This window comes from Streptomyces polygonati, from assembly GCF_042650325.1.
GTDB lineage: Bacteria > Actinomycetota > Actinomycetes > Streptomycetales > Streptomycetaceae > Actinacidiphila > Actinacidiphila polygonati.
The window spans coordinates 458,878-478,234 of record NZ_JBHSBB010000010.1; the positions used below are offsets into that span (position 1 = coordinate 458,878).

Here is a 19,357-nt window from a genome sequence, read left to right on the forward strand (position 1 = left end):
CCAGGGTACGGCACAGGGCCACGGCGGCTACGGCCACGGCTTCGATCGACGCGGGAGGGTGCGGGACATGGGCATCGACATCGGCGAGCGGGTGGCCGCCCTGGACGGGGAGCGGATCGACCACCGCTACAAGGCGGTGCCGCCGGACGCCGACGGGCTGACCTTCGGCGAACTCGCCGCCCAGCGGCGCAACCTCTTCGACGGCGGCTTCACCACCCCTGTCCTCGTCCTGTCCGAGGAGGCCCTCGACCACAACCTCGGCCTGCTGGAGCGCTACACCGCCGAGCACGCCCTCGCCTTCGCCCCGCACGGCAAGACATCCATGGCCCCGCAGCTCTTCGCCCGCCAACTCGCCCACGGGGCCTGGGGCATCACCGTCGCCGTCCCCCACCAGGCGCGGGTGGCCCGCGCGTTCGGGGTGCGGCGGATCTTCCTGGCCAACGAGGTGGTCGACGCCGCCGCGCTGCGCTGGATCGGCGAACAGCTCGACGCCGACCCGGACTTCACCTTCCTCTGCTACGTGGACTCGGTGCGCGGCGTGGAGCTGATGGACACCGCGCTGCGGGCGGCCGGTATCCGGCGCCGGCTCGATGTGGTGCTCGAACTCGGCGCGGGCGAGGGAGCGCGTACCGGTGTGCGTACCGAAGCCGAGGGCGTGGCGGTCGCCGAAGCGGTGGCGCGGGCCTCGGCGTTGCGGCTGGTGGGCGTCGCGGGCTACGAGGGCGAGGTGCCGGACCCCGACCCGGAGCGGGTACGGGCCTGGCTGCGGCGGCTGGTCGCGCTGGCCGCCGGCTTCGACCGGGCCGGGCACTTCGCCGGCGCCGCCGAGATCGTGATCAGCGCCGGCGGTTCCGCCTGGTTCGACGCGGTCGCCGACGTCTTCGCGGGGATTCCTGAACTCAGCTCTCCTGTCCTGAAGTTGCTGCGCTCCGGCGCCTATGTCACGCATGACGACGACCACTACCGCCGCATCACGCCCTTCAACAGGGTGCCCACCGAAGGCAGTCTGCGGCCCGCCCTGCGGCTGTGGGCCCAGGTGGTGTCCCGCCCCACCCCCACCCAGGCCTTCCTCAACGCCGGTAAACGGGACGCCCCTTACGACCTCGGCCTCCCCCGCCCGCTCGCCGTCCGCTCCGCCCGCGACGGCTCGCTGCGCGACCCGCTCGACGGCTTCACCGTCGCCCAGCTCTCCGACCAGCACACCTGGCTGACCCTCCCGGCCGCCGAACCGCTCGAAGTCGGCGACTGGGTGGCCCTCGGCCTCTCGCACCCGTGCACGACCTTCGACAAGTGGCCCCTCATCCCGGTCGCCCGCGAGGACGGTACGGCGACCGCCTTCATCCACACCTTCTTCTGACCGGGGGGAATGGCTGCTCATGGACACGGTGATGCGGGGCGCGCGGGTGGTGGACGGGACCGGCGGCGACGCGTACACCGCCGATGTCGGGCTCGCCCGCGGCCGTATCGCGGAGATCCGGACCTGCGGGCCGCGGCTCACGGGCAGGAGGACGCTGGACGCCGACGGGCTCGTGCTGGCACCCGGCTTCATCGACATGCACGCGCACAGCGACCTGGCGCTGCTGCGCGACCCGGCGCACGAGGCGAAGGCCGCCCAGGGGGTCACGCTGGAGGTGCTGGGGCAGGACGGGCTGTCCTACGCGCCGATCGACGACGGGACGCTGACGGAGCTGCGGACCCAGCTCGCCGGGTGGAACGGCGACGGGCAGGACGTCGAGGTCGACTGGCGGAGCGTCGGGGAGTATCTGGACCGGCTGGACCGGGGCATCGCGGTGAACGCCGCCTACCTGGTGCCGCAGGGGACGGTACGGGCGCTGGCCATGGGGTGGGAGGACCGGCCGGCCACCGAGCGGGAACTGGCGCGGATGAGGCAACTGGTCGCCCAGGGGCTGGCGGAGGGCGCTGTCGGCATGTCGTCGGGGCTGACGTACACGCCGGGGATGTACGCCTCCGACGCCGAACTGACCGAGCTGTGCCGGGTGGTGGCCTCGTACGGCGGCTACTACTGCCCGCACCACCGGTCCTACGGGGCCGGCGCGCTGGAGGCGTACCAGGAGGTGCTGACGCTGGCCGCCGAGGCGGGCTGCGCGCTGCATCTGGCGCACGCCACCATGAACTTCGGGGTCAATCGGGGCCGGGCCCCCGAGCTGCTGGACCTGCTGGACCGGGCGATCGGGGCGGGGGCGGATGTCAGCCTGGACACGTATCCGTACACCCCCGGCTGTACGACCCTGGTCGCGCTGCTGCCGAGTTGGGCGGCGGCGGGCGGGCCGGAGGCGACGCTGGAGCGGCTGCGGGACGACGCGACCGCCGAGCGCGTCCGGCACGTGCTGGAGGTCGAGGGCTCGGACGGCAGTCACGGGGTGCCGATGGACTGGTCCACCATCGAGATCTCCGGGGTCGGCGACCCGGCCCTGTCCGGGTACATCGGCGCCCGGCTGGACGGCTGGCCGACCGCCCGCCGGCTGCTGCTGGCCGACCGGCTGGGCACCACGATCCTCCAGCATGTGGGAGACGAATCGAACGTCCGTACGATCATGCGCCATCGTGCCCACACCGGCGGCTCCGACGGCATCCTGCACGGAGCCAAGCCGCACCCCCGCGCGTACGGCACCTTCCCGCACTACCTGGGGCGCTATGTGCGGGAACTGGGCGTGCTCGGCCTGGAGGAGTGCGTCGCCCATCTGACCGGCCGCCCGGCCGCCCGGCTGCGGCTGCCCGACCGCGGCCTGATCCGCCTCGGCCACCGCGCCGACCTGGTGCTTTTCGACCCGGCCACGGTCGCGGCCGGCGCCACCTACGACCGTCCGCGCACCTTGCCGACCGGCATTCCGTATGTGCTGATCGATGGCCGGTTCGTTGTGGACGAGGGCCGGCGCACCGGCGAACTGGCGGGCCGCTCGGTACGCCGGACAGCGCCCTGACCAGGCTCCGAGCCGGCTCCGCCCGCGATCCGGCCCCCGGGCCGCGTCGGCTGGCGGCGACCCGCAGGTGTCGGAAAACACCGCGCGGCGCGCGTTACGTGGCCGTAAGGTGACCGGCATGCAGGTGATCCAGTCCACGAAGCTCGCCAACGTCTGCTACGACATCCGCGGCCCGGTGCTCGAAGAGGCCATGCGGCTCCAGGCGGCGGGCCACCGCATCCTGGAGCTGAACACCGGCAACCCGGCGCCCTTCGGCTTCGAGTGCCCGCCGGAGATCCTGGAGGACATGCTCAGGTCGCTGGGCACCGCCCACGGCTATGTGAACTCCAAGGGCATCCTCCCGGCGCGCCGCGCGGTCATGCAGCACTACCAGACCAAGGGCATCGAGCTGGACGTCGAGGACATCTACCTCGGCAACGGCGTGTCCGAGCTGATCCAGATGTCCATGCAGGCGCTGCTGGACGACGGCGACGAGGTGCTGGTCCCCGCGCCCGACTACCCGCTGTGGACGGCGGCGGTCTCGCTGTCCGGCGGCACCGCGGTGCACTACCGCTGCGACGAGCAGGCCGACTGGTATCCGGACCTGGCCAACATCGAGCGCAGGATCACCGACCGCACCAAGGCGATCGTGCTGATCAACCCGAACAACCCCACCGGCGCCGTCTACGACGACGAACTCCTGCGCGGCTTCGCGGACATCGCCCGCCGGCACCGGCTGATCGTCTGCGCCGACGAGATCTACGACAAGATCCTCTACGACGACGCGACGCACACCCCGTTCGCCGCCATCGCCCCCGATCTGCTGACCCTGACCTTCAACGGCCTGTCCAAGGCCTACCGGGTGGCCGGCTTCCGCAGCGGGTGGCTGGCGGTGTGCGGACCCAAGGAGCACGCCACCAGCTATATAGAGGGTCTGACGATCCTGTCGAACATGCGGCTGTGCGCCAACGTGCCCGCCCAGCACGCCATCGCCACCGCGCTGGGCGGCCGGCAGTCCATCAAGGACCTGGTGCTGCCCAACGGCCGGCTCACCGAGCAGCGCGACGCGGCGTACGCGGCACTGACCGCGATCCCCGGGGTCACCTGCGTGAAGCCGCGCGGCGCGCTCTACGCCTTCCCCCGCCTCGACCCGAAGGTCTACAAGATCAAGGACGACCAGCAGATGGTCCTCGACCTGCTGCGGGCCGAACGCATCCTGGTGGTCCAGGGCACCGGCTTCAACTGGCCCGAGCCCGACCACTTCCGCCTGGTCACCCTTCCGGTCAAGGAGGACCTGACGGACGCGGTGACCCGGATAGGGCGCTTCCTGGACGGCTACAGCCAGCCGTAGCGGGCCCCGAAGGGGCGCCCTCCCTGCCGGAAGGGCGCCCGGAGGTCAGCCCAGGCGGGCGACCAGTGCCTCGTATTCGGCCCACAGCTCCGGCGGCGTGTGGTCGCCGTACGTCTCCAGGTGGGCCGGGATCAGGGACGCCTCCTCGCGCCAGACCTCGCGGTCGACCGTGAGGAGCAGGTCGAGGTCGGCCGGGGACAGGCCGAGGCCGTCGGTGTCCAGGGCGCCCTGGGCGGGGAGGACGCCGATCGGGGTCTCGACGCCCGCGGCGTCCCCGCTGAGGCGCTCGACGATCCACTTCAGCACCCGGCTGTTCTCGCCGAAGCCCGGCCACACGAAGCGGCCGTCGGCGTCCTTGCGGAACCAGTTGACGTAGTAGATCTTCGGCAGCTTGTCCCGGTCGCCCTTGCGCTCGGCGTCCTTGCCGAGCGCCACCCAGTGGCCGAAGTAGTCGCCCATGTTGTAGCCGCAGAACGGCAGCATCGCGAAGGGGTCGCGGCGCAGTTCGCCGACCTTGCCCTCGGCGGCGGCGGTCTTCTCGCTGGCGATGTTGGCGCCGAGGAAGACGCCGTGCTGCCAGTCGAAGGACTCGGTGACCAGCGGGACGGCGGAGGCGCGCCGGCCGCCGAAGAGGATCGCCGAGATCGGCACGCCCCGGGGGTCCTCCCACTCCGGCGCGATGATCGGGCACTGGGCGGCCGGGACGGTGAAGCGGGCGTTGGGGTGCGCCGCCGGGGTCCCGCTGTCCGGCGTCCAGTCGTCGCCCTTCCAGTCCGTCAGGTGCGCCGGGGGCTGTTCGGTCATGCCCTCCCACCACACGTCGCCGTCGTCGGTGAGGGCGACATTGGTGAAGACCGAGTTGCCGTACATGGTCTTCATGGCGTTGGCGTTGGTGTGCTGGCCGGTGCCCGGGGCGACGCCGAAGAAGCCGGCCTCGGGGTTGATGGCGTAGAGGCGGCCGTCCTCGCCGAACCGCATCCAGGCGATGTCGTCGCCGACGGTCTCCACCGACCAGCCGGAGATGGTGGGTTCGAGCATGGCCAGATTGGTCTTGCCGCAGGCGGAGGGGAAGGCCGCGGCCACGTACCTGGCCTCTCCCCGGGGCGGGGTCAGCTTGAGGATGAGCATGTGCTCGGCCAGCCAGCCCTCGTCACGGGCCATCACGGAGGCGATGCGCAGCGCGTAGCACTTCTTGCCGAGCAGCGCGTTGCCGCCGTAGCCGGAGCCGTACGACCAGATCTCGCGGGTCTCGGGGAAGTGCGAGATGTACTTGGTGGTGTTGCAGGGCCAGGGCACGTCGGCCCGGCCGTCGGCGAGCGGGGCGCCGAGGGTGTGCACGGCCTTGACGAAGGCGCCGTCGGTGCCCAGCTGGTCCAGCACCGCGCGGCCCATCCGGGTCATGGTGCGCATCGAGACCGCGACATAGGCGGAGTCGGTGATCTCCACGCCCATCGCGGACAGCGGCGAGCCGAGCGGACCCATGCAGAACGGGACCACGTACATCGTCCGGCCGCGCATCGAGCCGCGGAACAGGCCGCCGTCACCCGGCCGGCCGAACGGGCCGGATTTTTCTCCGCCGGTTCCGGCGGCTCCGGAGGAGTCTCCGGTGAAGATCGCCCGCATCTCGGCGGGGTCCTTCCAACGGTTGGTCGGACCTGCGTCCGCCTCGCGCCGGGAGCAGATGAAGGTCCGGTCCTCGACCCGCGCCACGTCCGAGGGGTCGGAGGCGGCGTAGTAGGAGTTGGGCCGCAGGGTGGGGTCGAGCCTGGTGAAGGTGCCCTTGGCGACGAGTTCCTCGGCGAGGCGGTGGTATTCCGCCTCGGAGCCGTCGCACCACACGATCTCGTCGGGCTGGGTGAGTTCGGCGATGTCGCCGACCCATTCGATCAGTTCCTGATGTTCGGTGGGAGCCGCAATACCGCGCGCCACGATCGCTCCGTCCCGCCGGGTCCGCACAGACCGGCGTCACACATTGAGGGTTGTGTTCGGCCCCTTGGGGGCTGCGGCCCGGACGCTTGCGAGGGCGCTCATCCGGTGCCGACCGCACTCATATGAGTGTTATCCCCTTCAAATGATTCTGTCCAGAGCACCGCCGGCCACCGTCGCCACGACATCTCCGACTTTCTTACTAACGGGTAACTTACGATGCCGTAGATAGGATTGTCGCCATGAGCGCTCTGGACGAGACGGACGCGGTGCCCACCGCCGCCGATGAGGTCGACCTGCCCACGCTGGTAAAACCCAAGCTCAGGGGCTGGCTGCATGCCGGAATGTTTCCGGCCGTACTGGTTTCCGGCGTGATCCTCACGGCCTGCGCGCAGAGCACCCGAGGGCGGATCGCCTGCGCGATCTTCACCCTTACGGCCTGCGCCCTGTTCGGGGTGAGCGCGCTCTACCACCGCGGAAACTGGGGTACGACGGCCTCAGGAATTTTGCGACGACTTGACCATGCGAACATCTTCCTGATCATCGCGGGCACCTACACACCGCTGGCGATCCTGCTGCTGCCGGGCGGTACGTCCGAGCTGCTGCTGTGGCTGGTGTGGGCCGGAGCGCTGGCCGGCATCGCGTTCCGGGTCTTCTGGGTGGGCGCCCCGCGCTGGCTCTACACGCCGTGCTACATCGCGCTGGGCTGGGTCTCGGTCTTCTTCCTGCCGGACTTCCTGCGGACCGGCGGCGTGGCGGTACTCGTCTGCGTCATCGTCGGCGGGCTGCTCTACAGCGCGGGCGCGGCGATCTACGGCTTCAAGAAGCCGAATCCGTCACCGCGGTGGTTCGGCTTCCACGAGGTGTTCCACTCCTTCACGCTGGCCGCGTTCGCGGTGCACTACGTGGGGATCTCGCTGGTCGCCTACCAGCACGCGTAGCGCGGGCGGCCCCGAGGGGCCGCCCGGGTCAGACGTCGGCGCGCAACTGGGCGCGGAGGGTGGCCGGGTCCGAGGTGGGGGCGTCGCAGACGAAGTGGCGGCAGACGTAGGCCGCCGCGCGGCCGGCCCGGGTCGGGCGGTCGAGCAGCAGCGGGAACTCGGCGGTGCCCTCCTCGCCGACGGCGACGACCGCGCCGGGAGCGGCGCCCAGCAGCGCGGTGCGGTGCAGTTCGGCGGTGAGCGGGTCGGCGGTGGCGCCGACGACGGCCACCTCGCGCGGCCCGTCCAGAGCCGCCTCCGCGACCGCGAGCCCCCAGCCGATGAAGCGCGGCGCCCGGGCGGCCAGCGAACCCACCACGGCCAGGGCCCGCTCGGCGGCGTCGCGGTGCGGCTGGGAGCCGGTGTGGGCGGCGTAGGACAGCAGCGCGCCGGCCGCCGCGGTCCAGCCGGAGGGAGTGGCGTTGTCGGTCGGGTCCTGCGGGCGGCGGATCAGCGTCTCGGCGTCGTCCGCGGTGTCGTAGAGGGTGCCGTCGGCGGCGGTGAAGTGGCGCAGGACGGCGTCGAGCAGCAGCCCGGCGAAGTCCAGCCATACGCCCTCGCCGGTCACCGAGGCCAGCGCCAGGAAGCCCTCGGCGACATCGCCGTAGTCCTCCAGCACCCCGGCGTTGACACCCGCGTCGCCGTCCCGTGAGGTGCGGAAGAGCCGGCCGCGCTCGTCCAGGTGCACCCGGATCAGCAGGTCGGCGGCGTCCACCGCGGCCTGGACGAGGTCGGGCCGGTCGAAGTAGGCACCGGTCTCGGCCAGCGCGGCGATGGCCAGGCCGTTCCAGGCGGCCACCACCTTGTCGTCGCGGCCGGGCCGGGGGCGGTGGGCGCGGGCGGCGAGCAGCCGGTCGCGTACGGAGGCCACCCGGTCGGCGTCAACCACGCCGTTGCCCGGGCTCAGTCGGAGGACGGAGGCGCCCTCCTCGAAGGTCCCCTCCGGTGTCACCCCGAAGTAGGCGGCGGCGAACTCACCATCAGCCTGCCCGAGTTCGTCGGTCAGCTGCCGCGGCGTCCAGACGTAGTAGGCGCCTTCGACATGCCGGCCGGCGCCGTCGTCGCTGTCGGCGTCCAGCGCGGAGGCGAAGCCGCCTTCCACGGTGCCCAGTTCGGCGATCATGAAGTCCGCGGTCTCCAGCGCGACCCGGCGGGCCAGGTCGGAGCCGGTGGAGCGCCACAGGTGGGCGTAGACCCGGGTGAGCAGCGCGTTGTCGTAGAGCATCTTCTCGAAGTGCGGCACGGTCCAGGTGCGGTCGACGCTGTACCGGGCGAAGCCGCCGGCCAGTTGGTCGTAGATGCCGCCGCGGGCCATCGCCTCGCAGGTGTCGCGGGCCATCCGCAGCGCGCTCTCGTCGCCGGTTCGGGCGTGGTGCCGCAGCAGGAACTCCAGCGCCATGGACGCCGGGAACTTCGGCGCCCCGCCGAAGCCGCCGTGCTCCGCGTCGTAGCCGCCGGTGAGCCCCTCCAGCGCTGCGCCCAGCTCGGCCTTGCCCGCCACCGCCGCCGGATCGCCGTATGCGCCGGTCCGCTCGGACAGGTCCCGGGTGATCCGGGCCGCGACCTCCGCGACCTCTTCGCGCCGGTCCCGCCAGGCCGCGACGACTCCTTGCAGCACGTCCATGAAGCCGGGCAGCCCATGGCTCTGCCGCGGCGGGAAGTACGTACCGAAGTAGAACGGCTCCCGGTCCGGCGTCAGGAAGACCGTCATCGGCCACCCGCCCTGCCCGGTGGCCGCCTGCACGGCCTCCATGTACACCGCGTCCACGTCCGGCCGCTCCTCGCGGTCCACCTTCACCGCGACGAAGTGCTCGTTCAGATACCCGGCCGTGCCCTCGTCCTCGAAGGACTCGTGCGCCATCACATGGCACCAGTGGCAACTGCTGTACCCCACGCTCAGCAGCACCGGCACCCCGCGCTCCCGCGCTTCGCCGAACGCCTCCTCCCCCCACGGCCACCAGTCCACCGGGTTGTTCGCGTGCTGGAGCAGATAGGGCGAGGTCGCGTCACCGAGTCGGTTCACCCGGTCACTTTCTCACGCCGTCCCCCGCCCGCGCCCGCTTCCCGTCCCGCCGGGCCAGTACGCTCAGGTCAGCACTGCCACGGGCATGTCGCCGGAGGACCGGAGGATCTGGGAGGTAGGCATGAGCGCCGAGATGATCACGCCTGCGTGGATGCATGAACGGATCACCGCCGAGCAGTACGACTCCTGGTCCGACGAGCAGTGTGCCGGAATCGAAGTCGTGGACGGGATGGTCGTCGTGAGCCCGAGCGCTTCTGTCCGGCACAGCCGCGTCGCCAGGATCATCGCCAACGCGCTGGACGCCGCGGCGGGCCCGGAGTGGAACGCGGACACGGACTTCGACGTACGGCTCCACGACGTCCCGTTGACCAACCGGCGGCCCGATGTGGTGGTGTATCGAGCCGACAGGATCGACAGCCTCCCGATGCGTCCGGAGTACGTGCTTCTCGTCGTCGAGGTCGTGTCACCCGGCTCGGAGACCACCGACCGGATTGTGAAGCTGGACCAGTACGCCAGGGCGGGCATCCCCTGCTACTGGCGGGTCGAGCAGATCGCCACCACCACCTGCGTCGTGCACACCTACCTGCTCGACGCCTCCAGCGGGCGCTACCGGGACGGCGATGTGTTCACCGGCGTGGTCAAGGCGGCGGCGCCCTTTCCCGTGGAGATCGACCTCGGCGCGGTCTGACGGGCCCGGGACTCGCGGGAAAGAAATTTCGGCCACCCTGTCGATTTCGCGAGGTCCCGCTCGACGCAGTGGGTGAGGGCGGGGAGAAGCCCCGCTCGGACCGATCGCAGGGATGGACGACACGATGCGTTACATGGTGCTGCTGAAGCTGGACCCGGCCGCGAACCCCGCCGAGCCGAGTGCCGAGCTGATGGAGGAGATGGGGAAGCTGCTGGAGGAGATGACCCGGGGCGGGGTCATGCTGGACACCGGCGGGCTGCGGCCGGTGGAGGACGGGACGGTGCTGCGGCTGTCGGGGGGAAAGCAGACGGTGGTGGACGGACCGTACGCGGAGGCCAAGGAGGTCATCGGCGGCTACTGCATGCTCCAGGCGAAGTCGCAGGAGGAGGCCGTCGAGTGGGCGTCGCGGTTTCTGGCCATCCACGGGGACGCCTGGGAGCTGAGCGCGGAGGTCCGGCAGGTCGTGGAGGCCGAGTAGGCCGAGTGAGCCGAGTAATCGGTGCCGTGCCCGGGGCGTCCGCTTGGCGCGGGCGGCCCGGGGCTGCTGTGATGGGTGGCTGTGACAGCAGCGGACGACGACGCGGGGCGCGGACCCCAGCCGGCAGCCGGGCCCTCGGTCGGGCGGACCGTCGACGCGGTGTGGCGGATCGAGTCGCCGCGGCTGATCGCCGGGCTGATCCGGATCGTGCACGACATGGACGTGGCCGAGGAGCTGGCCCAGGACGCGCTGGTCGCGGCGCTGGAGCAGTGGCCGCGCGAGGGTGTGCCGCGCAATCCGGGGGCGTGGCTGATGACCACCGCCAAGCGGCGGGCCATCGACCAGATCCGCCGTAACGAGACCTTCGCCCGCAAGCTGCGGCTGCTCGGCCATGAACTCGAACTCGACCAGGACGCCGAGGCGTTCGGCGGCGCGAAGGAGCCCGACGACCCGGCGGAGATCGAGGACGACCTGCTGCGGCTGGTGTTCGTCGCCTGCCACCCGGTGCTGCCGCGCGAGGCGCGGGTCGCGCTCACCCTGCGGCTGCTCGGCGGGCTGACCACCGAGGAGATCGCCCGCGCGTTCCTGGTCGCCGAGCCCACGGTGGCCCAGCGCATCGTCCGGGCCAAGCGGACGCTGGCCCGGGAGCGGGTGCCGTTCGAGGTGCCGTACGGTCCCGCGCTGGCCGAGCGCCTCGCGTCCGTGCTGGAAGTCGTCTATCTGATCTTCAACGAGGGGTACGCGGCCACCGCCGGGGACGACTGGATGCGGCCGGCCCTGTGCGAGGACGCGCTGCGGCTGGCCCGGGTGCTGACCGGGCTGCTGCCGCGCGAGCCGGAGGCGCACGGGCTCGCGGCGCTGCTGGAGATCCAGGCGTCGCGGTCGGCGGCCCGCTCGGGCCCGGTGCCGGTGCCGCTGCCGGCCCAGGACCGGGGCCGCTGGGACATGCTGCTGATCCGGCGCGGTTTCGCCGCGCTGGCCCGCGCCGACGCCGCCGCCAGGGCGCGCGGCGTGGCGCCGGGTCCCTACGCGCTGCAAGCGGCGATCGCGGCGAGCCACGCCCGGGCGCCGACCGCCGAGGAGACCGACTGGGTGGCCATCGCCGCCCTCTACGACGCCCTGGCGGCTCGCGCGCCCAGTCCGGTGGTCGAGCTGAACCGGGCGGTGGCCGTCGGTATGGCGCGCGGCCCGGCGGCCGGCCTGGCCCTGGTGGACGAGCTGGCCGCCACCACGACCCTGGACGCCTACCACCTGCTTCCGGCCGTCCGCGGCGATCTGCTGGCCCGCCTCGGCCGCACCGCGGAGGCCCGTGCCGAGTTCGAACGCGCCGCCGCCCTGACCCGCAACAACGCCGAACGGGCCTTCCTGCTGGAGCGGGCGGCGGCCTGCGCCGGATGACGGCCGGACGGCCTGCGGGGCCGGTCCCCCGCTGATCGCCGGCCGCCGGAGCGGGCGCGTTCCGCCCGGCCCCGTTGACGTGGCGTGGAGGGCGTGCCAGGGTCACCGAGGTCGCCGCAAGAACACGGCTTGCCGCAGCAAGTGGCGGACGTAGAAAAGCAATTTCGCGATGGGCATCATCGCGACGGACCCGGGGGTGGAGCCATGCTCCGCATGATGGGAGCGCGACCGCGCCGCGACGGGGGGCGACCGTCCCGGTGACCGCCCTGATCCTCACGCTGCTCGCAGGCGCCGGGCTGCTCCTTCTGCTCGGCTACGGCGCCGCCCGTGCCCTGCTGCTGGTGGTGAACGTCACCGGGCGGAGCATGCTGCCCACCTTCCGCCCCGGGCGCCGGGTGATCGTGCTGCGCACGCCGCCGGGCCGGCCGCGGGCGGGGGCGGTGGTGGTCTTCCGGCTGCCGCGTACCGAGCCGGTGGCCGAAGCGGTGCCGCCCAAGCCGCTGCTGGTCAAACGGGTGGCGGCGCGCGGCGGTGACCCCGTACCCGAGGTGGTGCTGTGCGCGGTCGGCGCGCGTCCCGGCGACCGGGTGCCCGAGGGCAGCCTCGTCCTGCTCGGTGACAACGGCGACACCACGGTCGCCGGCGGCGACTCGCGCGCCTGGGGCTATGTGCCCCAGGGCGCCCTGGTGGGCGTGGTCATCGGCGGCCCGGGCCGCCGACTGCGGCGGGAGGCCCGGACGCGGGTGTGAGCGACCGCCGGGCCGTCGCCCGAGGGGCGGGGCTGTACGTCAGGCGCCAGGGGTCTTCGGCGCCGCTTCGGGCGCCGCCGAGGCGTGCGCTTCCGAAGCGGGGCGCGGGATCGCGGTGTCGGGACGGCCGGCCGCGGGGGTGCGCTCCGGCTGGTCCTCCGGCGACTCCTCGAAGTCGATCTTCTTCATCTGCTTGCCCATGTTCTTCATGAGCGCCCACAGTCCGAGGGCGATAACAGCGAAGACGACGAATCCGAGAAGCCCCGGCGTCACCTTGTTCTCGTCCAGCTCGGCGGCGAGCGGCACGAGCTGATGAAGGGCGTGGGTGTGGTTCACGCCCTCATTGTCGCCTAGGCGTCCCGGACACCCGCAAAGAGGTCGTCCTCCGGCAGCGAGACGTCCACCCGCGACTTCGCCAACTCGTAGTCCTCGGTGGGCCAGATCTCCCGCTGGAGGTCCATCGGCACCCGGAACCAGCCGCCGTCCGGGTCGATCTGGGTGGCGTGCGCGAGCAGCGCCCGGTCCCGGGTCTCGAAGAACTCACCGCACGGGACATGGGTGGAGATGTTGCGGTCCGGGCGGGCGAACTCCTCCCAGCGCTTGAGCCACTCCTCGTAGGGGGACTCCAGGCCGCGGGCCAGCAGCGCCTCGTGGATGGCCACGGTACGGGCGCGGTTGAAGCCCTGGTTGTAGTAGAGCTTCGACGGTGTCCAGGGCTCCCCGGCCTCCGGGTAGCGCTCCGGGTCGCCGGCGGCGTCGAACGCCACCATCGAGATCTTGTGGGTCATGATGTGGTCGGGGTGCGGATAGCCGCCGTTCTCGTCGTAGGTGGTGATCACCTGCGGCTTGAACTCGCGGATCAGCTTCACCAGCGCCCCGGCGGCCTCTTCGATGTCCTGGAGCGCGAAGCAGCCCTCGGGCAGCGGGGGCAGCGGATCGCCCTCGGGCAGGCCGGAGTCCACGAAACCGAGCCAGGACTGCTTGACGCCGAGGATCCGCCGGGCCTCGTCCATCTCCTTGGCCCGCACCTCGTGCATGTTCTCCTCGATGGAGGGGTCGCCCTGGAGCTTGGGATTGAGCACCGACCCGCGCTCGCCGCCGGTGCACGTCGCCACCAGGACGTCCACCCCCTCGGACACGTACTTGGCCATGGTCGCCGCGCCCTTGCTCGACTCGTCGTCGGGGTGCGCGTGTACGGCCATCAGTCGCAGCTGGTCAGTCAAGGCTGTGTCCTCATCAGGATCTGGTCTCCGGTCTCCCAGCCCCCTCAAATCGGCCGAAGGGGCACCTTCTATAGTGACCGAGCGAGGGGGCGAATAATTCCGTGGTCCCCCGACGGGAGGAACGATCATGACGGCCGTGTCGGGCCCGCCGGACTCCCCGTTGAGCACCCCGCCCGAGGGCCGTTACGGCCCCGGCGACCGCCGCTACGGCCGCGGCGCCGACGCGGACGCCCGCACGGACCGCCATCTGAAGGTCACCGCCATCGTACTGGCCGTGGTGGGCGCGCTCCTCCTCGGCTGGTACGGCTGGCACTCCCTGGCGGGCGACAAGATCAGCGCGCAGGTCGTGGCCTTCCAGGTGGTCTCGGACCAGGCGGTCGAGATCCACCTGGAGGTGCACAAGGAGGCCGGCCAGGTCGCGGAGTGCACGCTGCGCTCGCAGGACGAGGACCACAACGAGGTCGGCCGCAAGGACGTGCGCATCACCCAGCACGCCAAACAGGTGGACACCATCGTGACGGTACGCACCACGGCCCGCGGCGAGACGGGCGAGCTGGTGAGCTGCGGGGCGGCCTCCGGCCACTGAGGCCGCCCCGGCGGGCGGCGCGCGCCGGGTGACCCGCGCGGGTCATCGGGGTCATCGGGCGGGTCATCGCGCGGGTCGTTCGCCAGGTGTGCGTACGCGTGAGTACGCGTCGGTCGCTCCCGTCCACGCCCGGTAATTGTTAGGCTCGTGGTTTCGTCCCGGCAGCCGGTGGCAATGCAATTGTTCACCGGGTACGCGCCCGTACCGGCTCACGGGAAAGCACACGGCATGAACAGTACCGACGAGGAGCACCTGTGACCCAGACCAGCGACAACGTCACCTGGCTGACCCAGGCGGCGTACGACCAGCTCAAGGCCGAGCTGGCGCATCTGTCTGGTCCGGCGCGCGCCGAGATCGTCGCCAAGATCGAGGAAGCCCGCCAGGAAGGCGATCTCAAGGAGAACGCCGGTTATCACGCGGCGCGCGAGGACCAGGGCAAGCTGGAGCTGCGCATCCGCCAGCTCAACCAGATCCTGGAGTCCGCCAAGGTGGGCGAGGCTCCGGCGGACGACGGCGTGGTCGCGCCGGGCATGATCGTCACCATCGCCTTCGACGGCGACCCCGACGACACGATGACCTTCCTGCTCGGGTCGCGCGAGGGCGTGGCCGACGACCTGGAGACGTATTCGCCGCAGTCCCCGCTCGGCACCGGAGTGACGGGCAAGCGGACCGGTGACGACGCGACGTACGAACTGCCCAACGGCAAGACGGCGTCGGTGAAGATCCTCGACGTGAAGCCGTACCAGGGCTGAGGACGCCGCGAAGCCCCGGCCGCCGGAGATCCTCCGGCGGCCGGGGCTTCGTCGGCCGCGGGCGAGGGCCCGCTACACCGTCGCCGAGCGGTACTTGCGGACCGCCAGCGTGCGGAACACCGCGATGATCAGCACCGACCAGAGCAGTGAGGCCCACACCGGGTGCTGCATCGGCAGCGCGCCGGAGTGCACCACGCCCGGATTGCCGAACAGCACCCGCCCGGCCTGCACGGTCGCGCTGAAGGGATTCCACTCGGCGACGTGCCGCAGCCAGGGCGTCATCCCGGTCGGGCTGACGAACGCGTTGGACACGAAGGTGACCGGGAAGAGCCAGACCAGGCCGCCGGAGGTGGCCGCCTCCGGGCTGCGCACCGTCAGGCCGATCAGCGCGCCGATCCAGGAGAACGAGTAGCCCAGCAGGAGCAGCAGCGCGAAGGCCCCCAGCATCTTCGGCACGCCGTTGTGGATCCGCCAGCCGACGATGACGCCGACGATCGCCAGCACGATCACGGTGAGCAGCGTCTGCACCAGGTCGGCGAGGGTGCGGCCGGTGAGCACCGCGCCGCGGGACATCGGCAGCGAGCGGAAGCGGTCGATGAGGCCCTTGTGCATGTCCTCCGCGATGCCGGCGCCGGCGCCGGCGGTGGCGAAGGTGACGGTCTGGGCGAAGATGCCGGCCATCAGGAAGTTGCGGTAGTCGGACGCGTTGGAGCTGCCGGCGATGTTGACGGACCCGCCGAAGACGTAGCTGAACAGCACCACGAACATGATCGGCTGGAACAGGCCGAAGATGATCACCTCGGGGATGCGCAGCATCCGCAGCAGATTGCGCTTGGCGACGACCAGGGAGTCGTGCGCGGACCCGATCAGTCCGCCGCGCGGGGCCGGCGCGAGGGTGCCGCGCGGGCTGTCGGTCACGGCGCTCACTTGGCGGCCTCCTGTACGTCCGAGTCGTCGGTCTTGTCGCTCGCGCCGGTCCCGTCGGTCCGGCCGGACTTGCCGCCCCTGGCCGCCTTTCCGCCCTTGCCGCCCTCGGTGTCGTCCTCGTCCTCCGCCGCCTGCTCGATCTCGGCGGCGTGGCCGGTCAGGGAGATGAACACGTCGTCGAGGGTGGGGCGGCGCAGACCGATGTCGTCGATCTCGATGCTGTCCGCGTCCAGGTCGCGGATCACCTCGGCGAGCAGCTTGGCGCCGCCGGTGACCGGGACGGTGATCTTGCGGGTGTGCTGATCGACCTTGGCCTCGCCCTTGCCGTGCCGGGCCAGTACGGTCGCGGCCTGCTCGATCCGGTCCCGCTCGTGCACGACGACCTCGACGCGCTCGCCGCCGGTCTGCGCCTTGAGCTGGTCGGAGGTGCCGCGGGCGATGACCAGTCCGCGGTCGATGACGCAGATGTCGTGCGCGAGGTGGTCGGCCTCCTCCAGGTACTGGGTGGTGAGCAGCAAGGTGGTGCCGCCCGCGACCAGTTCCTGGATGACCTCCCACAACTGCTGGCGGTTGCGCGGGTCGAGCCCGGTGGTGGGCTCGTCCATGAACATCACCGGCGGGCTCACCACGAGCGCGGCGGCCAGGTCGAGCCGGCGCCGCATACCGCCGGAGTAGGTCTTGGCGATGCGGTCGCCGGCGTCGGTCAGGTGGAACCGCTCCAGCAGTTCGTCGCTCCTGGCCTTGGCGGCCTTGCCGCCCAGTTGGTAGAGCTGGGCGACCATCCGGAGGTTCTCCCGGCCGGTCAGATATTCGTCCACCGCCGCGAACTGGCCCGACAGGCCGATGTGGCGGCGTACCTCGTTCGGGTGCTTGATCACGTCGATGCCCGCGACGACGGCTTTGCCGCTGTCGGGCCGCAGCAAGGTGGTCAGGACGCGGACAGCGGTGGTCTTCCCCGCGCCGTTCGGGCCGAGCAGACCGAGCACGGTGCCTTCCGGTACGTCGAGATCCACTCCCCCCAGTGCCCTGACATCACCGAAGGTCTTCACAAGACCCTCGGCGTAGATGGCGCCCGCCATGTCTTCGCTCCTGTCCATTGCCGTAGACGTGCCCGTAGACGTGCCCGGAGAAGTGCTCGGAAGACGCGCCCGGAGACGCGCCCGTGAAGGTGCCACGCCACGCGATACAACGCGAGGATCCCAGACGCGATATATCGCGTCAAGCGAAAAAAGCGCCGCTCCGTACCGCGTCAGGCGACCACCGGGCCGTGGCTCAGGCGATCACCATGTAGCCAGCCTCCCGCAAAGCGCCGCCGACCGTCACACAATGCTCAGGTCCCTTGGTTTCCAGGTGCAGTTCGACCTCCGCCTCGGTGAGGCCGAGACGCGGGTCGGTCCGTACATGACTGACGTCCAGGACGTTGGCGTCCACCACCGACAGCACGCCCAGCAGCGTCGCCAGCGCCCCCGGGCGGTCGGTCAGCCGCAGCCGCAGCGACAGATAGCGCCCGGCCGCCGACATGCCGTGCCGCAGGGTGCGCTGCATCAGCAGCGGGTCCACGTTCCCGCCGGACAGCACCGCCACCACCGGCCCCTCGAAGGCGTCCGGCGCGGCCAGCAGCGCAGCCACCGGGCTGGCCCCGGCCGGCTCCACCACCATCTTGGCCCGCTCCAGGCAGAGCAGCAGCGCCGAGGACAACTGGTCCTCCGACACCGTCACCACCTCGTCCACCAGGTCGCGGACGATGGCGAACGGGATGTCGCCGGGCCGCCCGACCATGATCCCGTCGGCCATGGTGGCCACCGCGTCCAGCGCGACCGGCCGCCCGGCGGCCAGCGAGGGCGGATACGCCGCCGCGCCCGCCGCCTGCACACCCACGATCCGCACCCCGGGCCGCAGCGCCTTGACCGCGACGGCCACCCCGGCCGCGAGCCCGCCGCCGCCGATGCCCACCACGATCGTGCGCACCTCCGGGCACTGCTCCAGGATCTCCAGACCCACCGTGCCCTGCCCGGCGATGATGTCCGGGTGGTCGAAGGGGTGGATGAAGACGGCGCCGGTCTCCTCGGCGTACGCGATCGCCGCGCGCAGCGTCTCGTCCACCACCGCGCCGTGGTGGCGTACGTTCGCGCCGTACTCAAGGGTCGCGGCGACCTTCGGCAGCGGCGCGCCCACCGGCATGAACACGGTGGAGCGCACCCCGAGCAGCGAGGCCGCGAGCGCCACGCCCTGGGCGTGGTTGCCCGCGCTCGCCGCGACCACGCCGGCCGCGCGCTGCTCGGGACTCAGCCCGGCGATCCGTACGTACGCGCCGCGGATCTTGAACGAGCCGGTGCGCTGGAGATTCTCGCACTTGAGGTGCACCGGTGCCCCCACCAGCGCGGACAGATGGCGCGAGCTTTCCATCGCGGTGACCCGGGCGATCCCGGAGAGCATTTTGTGCGCCCCGCGCACATCGTCGAGCGTGATCGTCCGGGGCGGCCTGTATTCCATGTGCCCAGTCTCCCAGTTCCGCCGCGAAGCGGCCGCAGGCCCCTCACCAGCGGGTACGCGGACGGCCTGGAGCCGTCCCGCGTCCCGCGCGCCGCCGGGCGGGCCGAGGCACCCTTGACACGCGGGCCGGCGGCGGGTGCGCGGTCTGATTGCGGTTTGGCGGGAACGGCCCCGCGGCTGGCCGCTCCGCGTACTCTTCTGCCAACTTCCCGCCGCCCGCCCCCCTTAACAGGACCGACAGAACGCGAGCTTCCAGGTCATGTCCAACCCTCCGGAGACCTCGGCCGAACTCCTTGAGCGGCTCCAGCACCAGGTTGCCGTCTTCGCCCGCCGCGCCGAACAAACCCGGCTCGGCGGTGTCGGCAAAGCCCGCAATTCGATGGACCGCGCCGCCTATCTGCTGCTCAACCGACTCGATCGGGAGGGCCCGATGGGCGTCAAGGCACTCGCCGAGGCGATGGGCATCGACTCCTCCACGGTGACCCGCCAGGTGGCGCCGCTGGTCGACAGCGGCCTGGTGAAACGCACCTCCCACCCGGAGGACGGCCGGGCCGTCGTGCTCGCGCTGTCCCCGCGCGGCCGGGGCCGGCTGGACGAGGTACGCGACTCGCGCCGGGCGCTGATGGCCGAGGTCACCGGTGAGTGGACCGCGCAGGAGCGGGAGATGTTCACCGACCTGCTCGTACGCTTCAACACCTCGCTGTCCGAGTGGCACGCCCGGCTCGGCCAGCGGGACGGCCAGGGCGGCGACCCGGCCGACCCCGCCCACCAGGAAGCCGTCACCGGGGCCGCCGGGGCGCTCGGCGCGGGCGGGGACACCGGGTCGCGGGGGGACGCGCAAGGGGCTTGACCCGCGGTGCCC

The 19,357-nt window shown here is 71.7% G+C and carries 18 protein-coding genes; 11 read left to right on the forward strand and 7 right to left on the reverse strand.

Features of this window, described 5'->3' with window-relative positions; genetic code table 11:
* The first annotated feature begins 67 nt into the window (after positions 1-67).
* The 3 genes from ACFO3J_RS14700 (at position 68) to ACFO3J_RS14710 (ending at position 4,272) form a co-directional block, all read left to right on the forward strand.
* Positions 68-1,357, forward strand: a complete 1,290-nt coding sequence (locus tag ACFO3J_RS14700; RefSeq protein WP_386429828.1) for an alanine racemase — start codon at positions 68-70, stop codon at positions 1,355-1,357.
* 19 nt (positions 1,358-1,376) lie between these two features.
* On the forward strand, positions 1,377-2,942 hold the full coding sequence (locus ACFO3J_RS14705) for an N-acyl-D-amino-acid deacylase family protein (protein ID WP_386429829.1): 1,566 nt from the start codon (positions 1,377-1,379) through the stop codon (positions 2,940-2,942).
* Between the two features lie 118 nt (positions 2,943-3,060).
* The gene (locus tag ACFO3J_RS14710; RefSeq protein ID WP_386429830.1) at positions 3,061-4,272 is read left to right on the forward strand and encodes a pyridoxal phosphate-dependent aminotransferase; all 1,212 of its coding nucleotides are present in this window, start codon (positions 3,061-3,063) and stop codon (positions 4,270-4,272) included.
* Between the two features lie 45 nt (positions 4,273-4,317).
* Here ACFO3J_RS14710 and ACFO3J_RS14715 read toward each other — a convergent pair whose 3' ends face one another.
* Positions 4,318-6,201 carry a phosphoenolpyruvate carboxykinase (GTP) gene (locus tag ACFO3J_RS14715; RefSeq protein ID WP_386429831.1) on the reverse strand — a complete coding sequence of 628 codons (1,884 nt, stop codon included), beginning with the start codon at positions 6,199-6,201 and terminating at the stop codon, positions 4,318-4,320.
* A gap of 239 nt (positions 6,202-6,440) precedes the next feature.
* Here ACFO3J_RS14715 and trhA point away from each other — a divergent pair, with 239 nt between their 5' ends.
* Complete coding sequence (gene trhA / locus ACFO3J_RS14720; protein ID WP_386429832.1) at positions 6,441-7,139, forward strand: PAQR family membrane homeostasis protein TrhA; 699 nt, start codon at positions 6,441-6,443, stop codon at positions 7,137-7,139.
* 28 nt (positions 7,140-7,167) lie between these two features.
* Here trhA and ACFO3J_RS14725 read toward each other — a convergent pair whose 3' ends face one another.
* On the reverse strand, positions 7,168-9,201 hold the full coding sequence (locus ACFO3J_RS14725; RefSeq protein ID WP_386429833.1) for a thioredoxin domain-containing protein: 2,034 nt from the start codon (positions 9,199-9,201) through the stop codon (positions 7,168-7,170).
* A gap of 121 nt (positions 9,202-9,322) precedes the next feature.
* Here ACFO3J_RS14725 and ACFO3J_RS14730 point away from each other — a divergent pair, with 121 nt between their 5' ends.
* From ACFO3J_RS14730 to ACFO3J_RS14745, 4 genes are all read left to right on the forward strand, one after another.
* Positions 9,323-9,889, forward strand: coding sequence for a Uma2 family endonuclease (locus ACFO3J_RS14730; RefSeq protein WP_386429834.1), 567 nt, complete (start codon positions 9,323-9,325; stop codon positions 9,887-9,889).
* Positions 9,890-10,001: 112 nt separating this feature from the next.
* Entirely contained in the window at positions 10,002-10,367 is a 366-nt protein-coding gene (locus tag ACFO3J_RS14735; protein WP_386429835.1) for a YciI family protein, read from the forward strand.
* Positions 10,368-10,448: 81 nt separating this feature from the next.
* Positions 10,449-11,765, forward strand: coding sequence for an RNA polymerase sigma factor (locus ACFO3J_RS14740; protein WP_386429836.1), 1,317 nt, complete (start codon positions 10,449-10,451; stop codon positions 11,763-11,765).
* A 257-nt stretch (positions 11,766-12,022) separates the two neighbouring features.
* A complete protein-coding gene (locus ACFO3J_RS14745; protein ID WP_386429837.1) occupies positions 12,023-12,514 on the forward strand; it encodes a S26 family signal peptidase in 492 nt (163 codons plus the stop codon).
* Between the two features lie 39 nt (positions 12,515-12,553).
* Here the strand turns inward: ACFO3J_RS14745 and ACFO3J_RS14750 are convergent, their stop codons facing one another.
* Entirely contained in the window at positions 12,554-12,850 is a 297-nt protein-coding gene (locus tag ACFO3J_RS14750) for a hypothetical protein (RefSeq protein ID WP_386429838.1), read from the reverse strand.
* 14 nt (positions 12,851-12,864) lie between these two features.
* Positions 12,865-13,737 (reverse strand): mycothiol conjugate amidase Mca, encoded by an 873-nt coding sequence (gene mca, locus ACFO3J_RS14755; RefSeq protein WP_386429839.1) that lies wholly within the window; start codon positions 13,735-13,737, stop codon positions 12,865-12,867.
* Between the two features lie 127 nt (positions 13,738-13,864).
* On the opposite strand from mca, the gene ACFO3J_RS14760 reads away from it, so the two are divergent.
* Together ACFO3J_RS14760 and greA are read left to right on the forward strand one after the other, a co-directional pair.
* Positions 13,865-14,323: a DUF4307 domain-containing protein gene (locus tag ACFO3J_RS14760; RefSeq protein ID WP_386429840.1), complete on the forward strand. Its 459-nt coding sequence runs from the start codon at positions 13,865-13,867 to the stop codon at positions 14,321-14,323.
* A 254-nt stretch (positions 14,324-14,577) separates the two neighbouring features.
* A complete protein-coding gene (greA, locus tag ACFO3J_RS14765; RefSeq protein ID WP_386429841.1) occupies positions 14,578-15,075 on the forward strand; it encodes a transcription elongation factor GreA in 498 nt (165 codons plus the stop codon).
* A 72-nt stretch (positions 15,076-15,147) separates the two neighbouring features.
* On the opposite strand, the gene ACFO3J_RS14770 is transcribed toward greA, so the two are convergent.
* The 3 genes from ACFO3J_RS14770 to ilvA all read right to left on the reverse strand — a co-directional run bounded on the left by ACFO3J_RS14770 (position 15,148) and on the right by ilvA (position 18,495).
* Positions 15,148-16,002: an ABC transporter permease gene (locus ACFO3J_RS14770; protein ID WP_386429842.1), complete on the reverse strand. Its 855-nt coding sequence runs from the start codon at positions 16,000-16,002 to the stop codon at positions 15,148-15,150.
* Complete coding sequence (locus ACFO3J_RS14775; protein WP_386429843.1) at positions 15,999-17,081, reverse strand: ATP-binding cassette domain-containing protein; 1,083 nt, start codon at positions 17,079-17,081, stop codon at positions 15,999-16,001. The genes ACFO3J_RS14770 and ACFO3J_RS14775 overlap by 4 nt, the downstream gene beginning before the upstream one ends.
* Positions 17,082-17,274: 193 nt before the next feature.
* Positions 17,275-18,495, reverse strand: a complete 1,221-nt coding sequence (gene ilvA / locus ACFO3J_RS14780) for a threonine ammonia-lyase (RefSeq protein ID WP_386429844.1) — start codon at positions 18,493-18,495, stop codon at positions 17,275-17,277.
* Positions 18,496-18,754: 259 nt separating this feature from the next.
* On the opposite strand from ilvA, the gene ACFO3J_RS14785 reads away from it, so the two are divergent.
* The gene (locus ACFO3J_RS14785; RefSeq protein WP_386429845.1) at positions 18,755-19,345 is read left to right on the forward strand and encodes a MarR family winged helix-turn-helix transcriptional regulator; all 591 of its coding nucleotides are present in this window, start codon (positions 18,755-18,757) and stop codon (positions 19,343-19,345) included.
* Positions 19,346-19,357 lie beyond the last annotated feature (12 nt).

Excerpts from the sequence above, each read along its gene's own strand:
- ACFO3J_RS14700 (WP_386429828.1), top strand. The coding sequence starts at position 68 with ATGGGCATCGACATCGGCGAGCGGGTGGCCGCCCTGGACGGGGAGCGG.
- ACFO3J_RS14705 (WP_386429829.1), top strand. The coding sequence starts at position 1,377 with ATGGACACGGTGATGCGGGGCGCGCGGGTGGTGGACGGGACCGGCGGC.
- ACFO3J_RS14710 (WP_386429830.1), top strand. The coding sequence starts at position 3,061 with ATGCAGGTGATCCAGTCCACGAAGCTCGCCAACGTCTGCTACGACATC.
- trhA (WP_386429832.1), top strand. The coding sequence starts at position 6,441 with ATGAGCGCTCTGGACGAGACGGACGCGGTGCCCACCGCCGCCGATGAG.
- ACFO3J_RS14730 (WP_386429834.1), top strand. The coding sequence starts at position 9,323 with ATGAGCGCCGAGATGATCACGCCTGCGTGGATGCATGAACGGATCACC.
- ACFO3J_RS14735 (WP_386429835.1), top strand. The coding sequence starts at position 10,002 with ATGGACGACACGATGCGTTACATGGTGCTGCTGAAGCTGGACCCGGCC.
- ACFO3J_RS14760 (WP_386429840.1), top strand. The coding sequence starts at position 13,865 with ATGACGGCCGTGTCGGGCCCGCCGGACTCCCCGTTGAGCACCCCGCCC.
- ACFO3J_RS14775 (WP_386429843.1), bottom strand. The coding sequence starts at position 17,081 with ATGGCGGGCGCCATCTACGCCGAGGGTCTTGTGAAGACCTTCGGTGAT.
- ilvA (WP_386429844.1), bottom strand. The coding sequence starts at position 18,495 with ATGGAATACAGGCCGCCCCGGACGATCACGCTCGACGATGTGCGCGGG.
- ACFO3J_RS14785 (WP_386429845.1), top strand. The coding sequence starts at position 18,755 with ATGTCCAACCCTCCGGAGACCTCGGCCGAACTCCTTGAGCGGCTCCAG.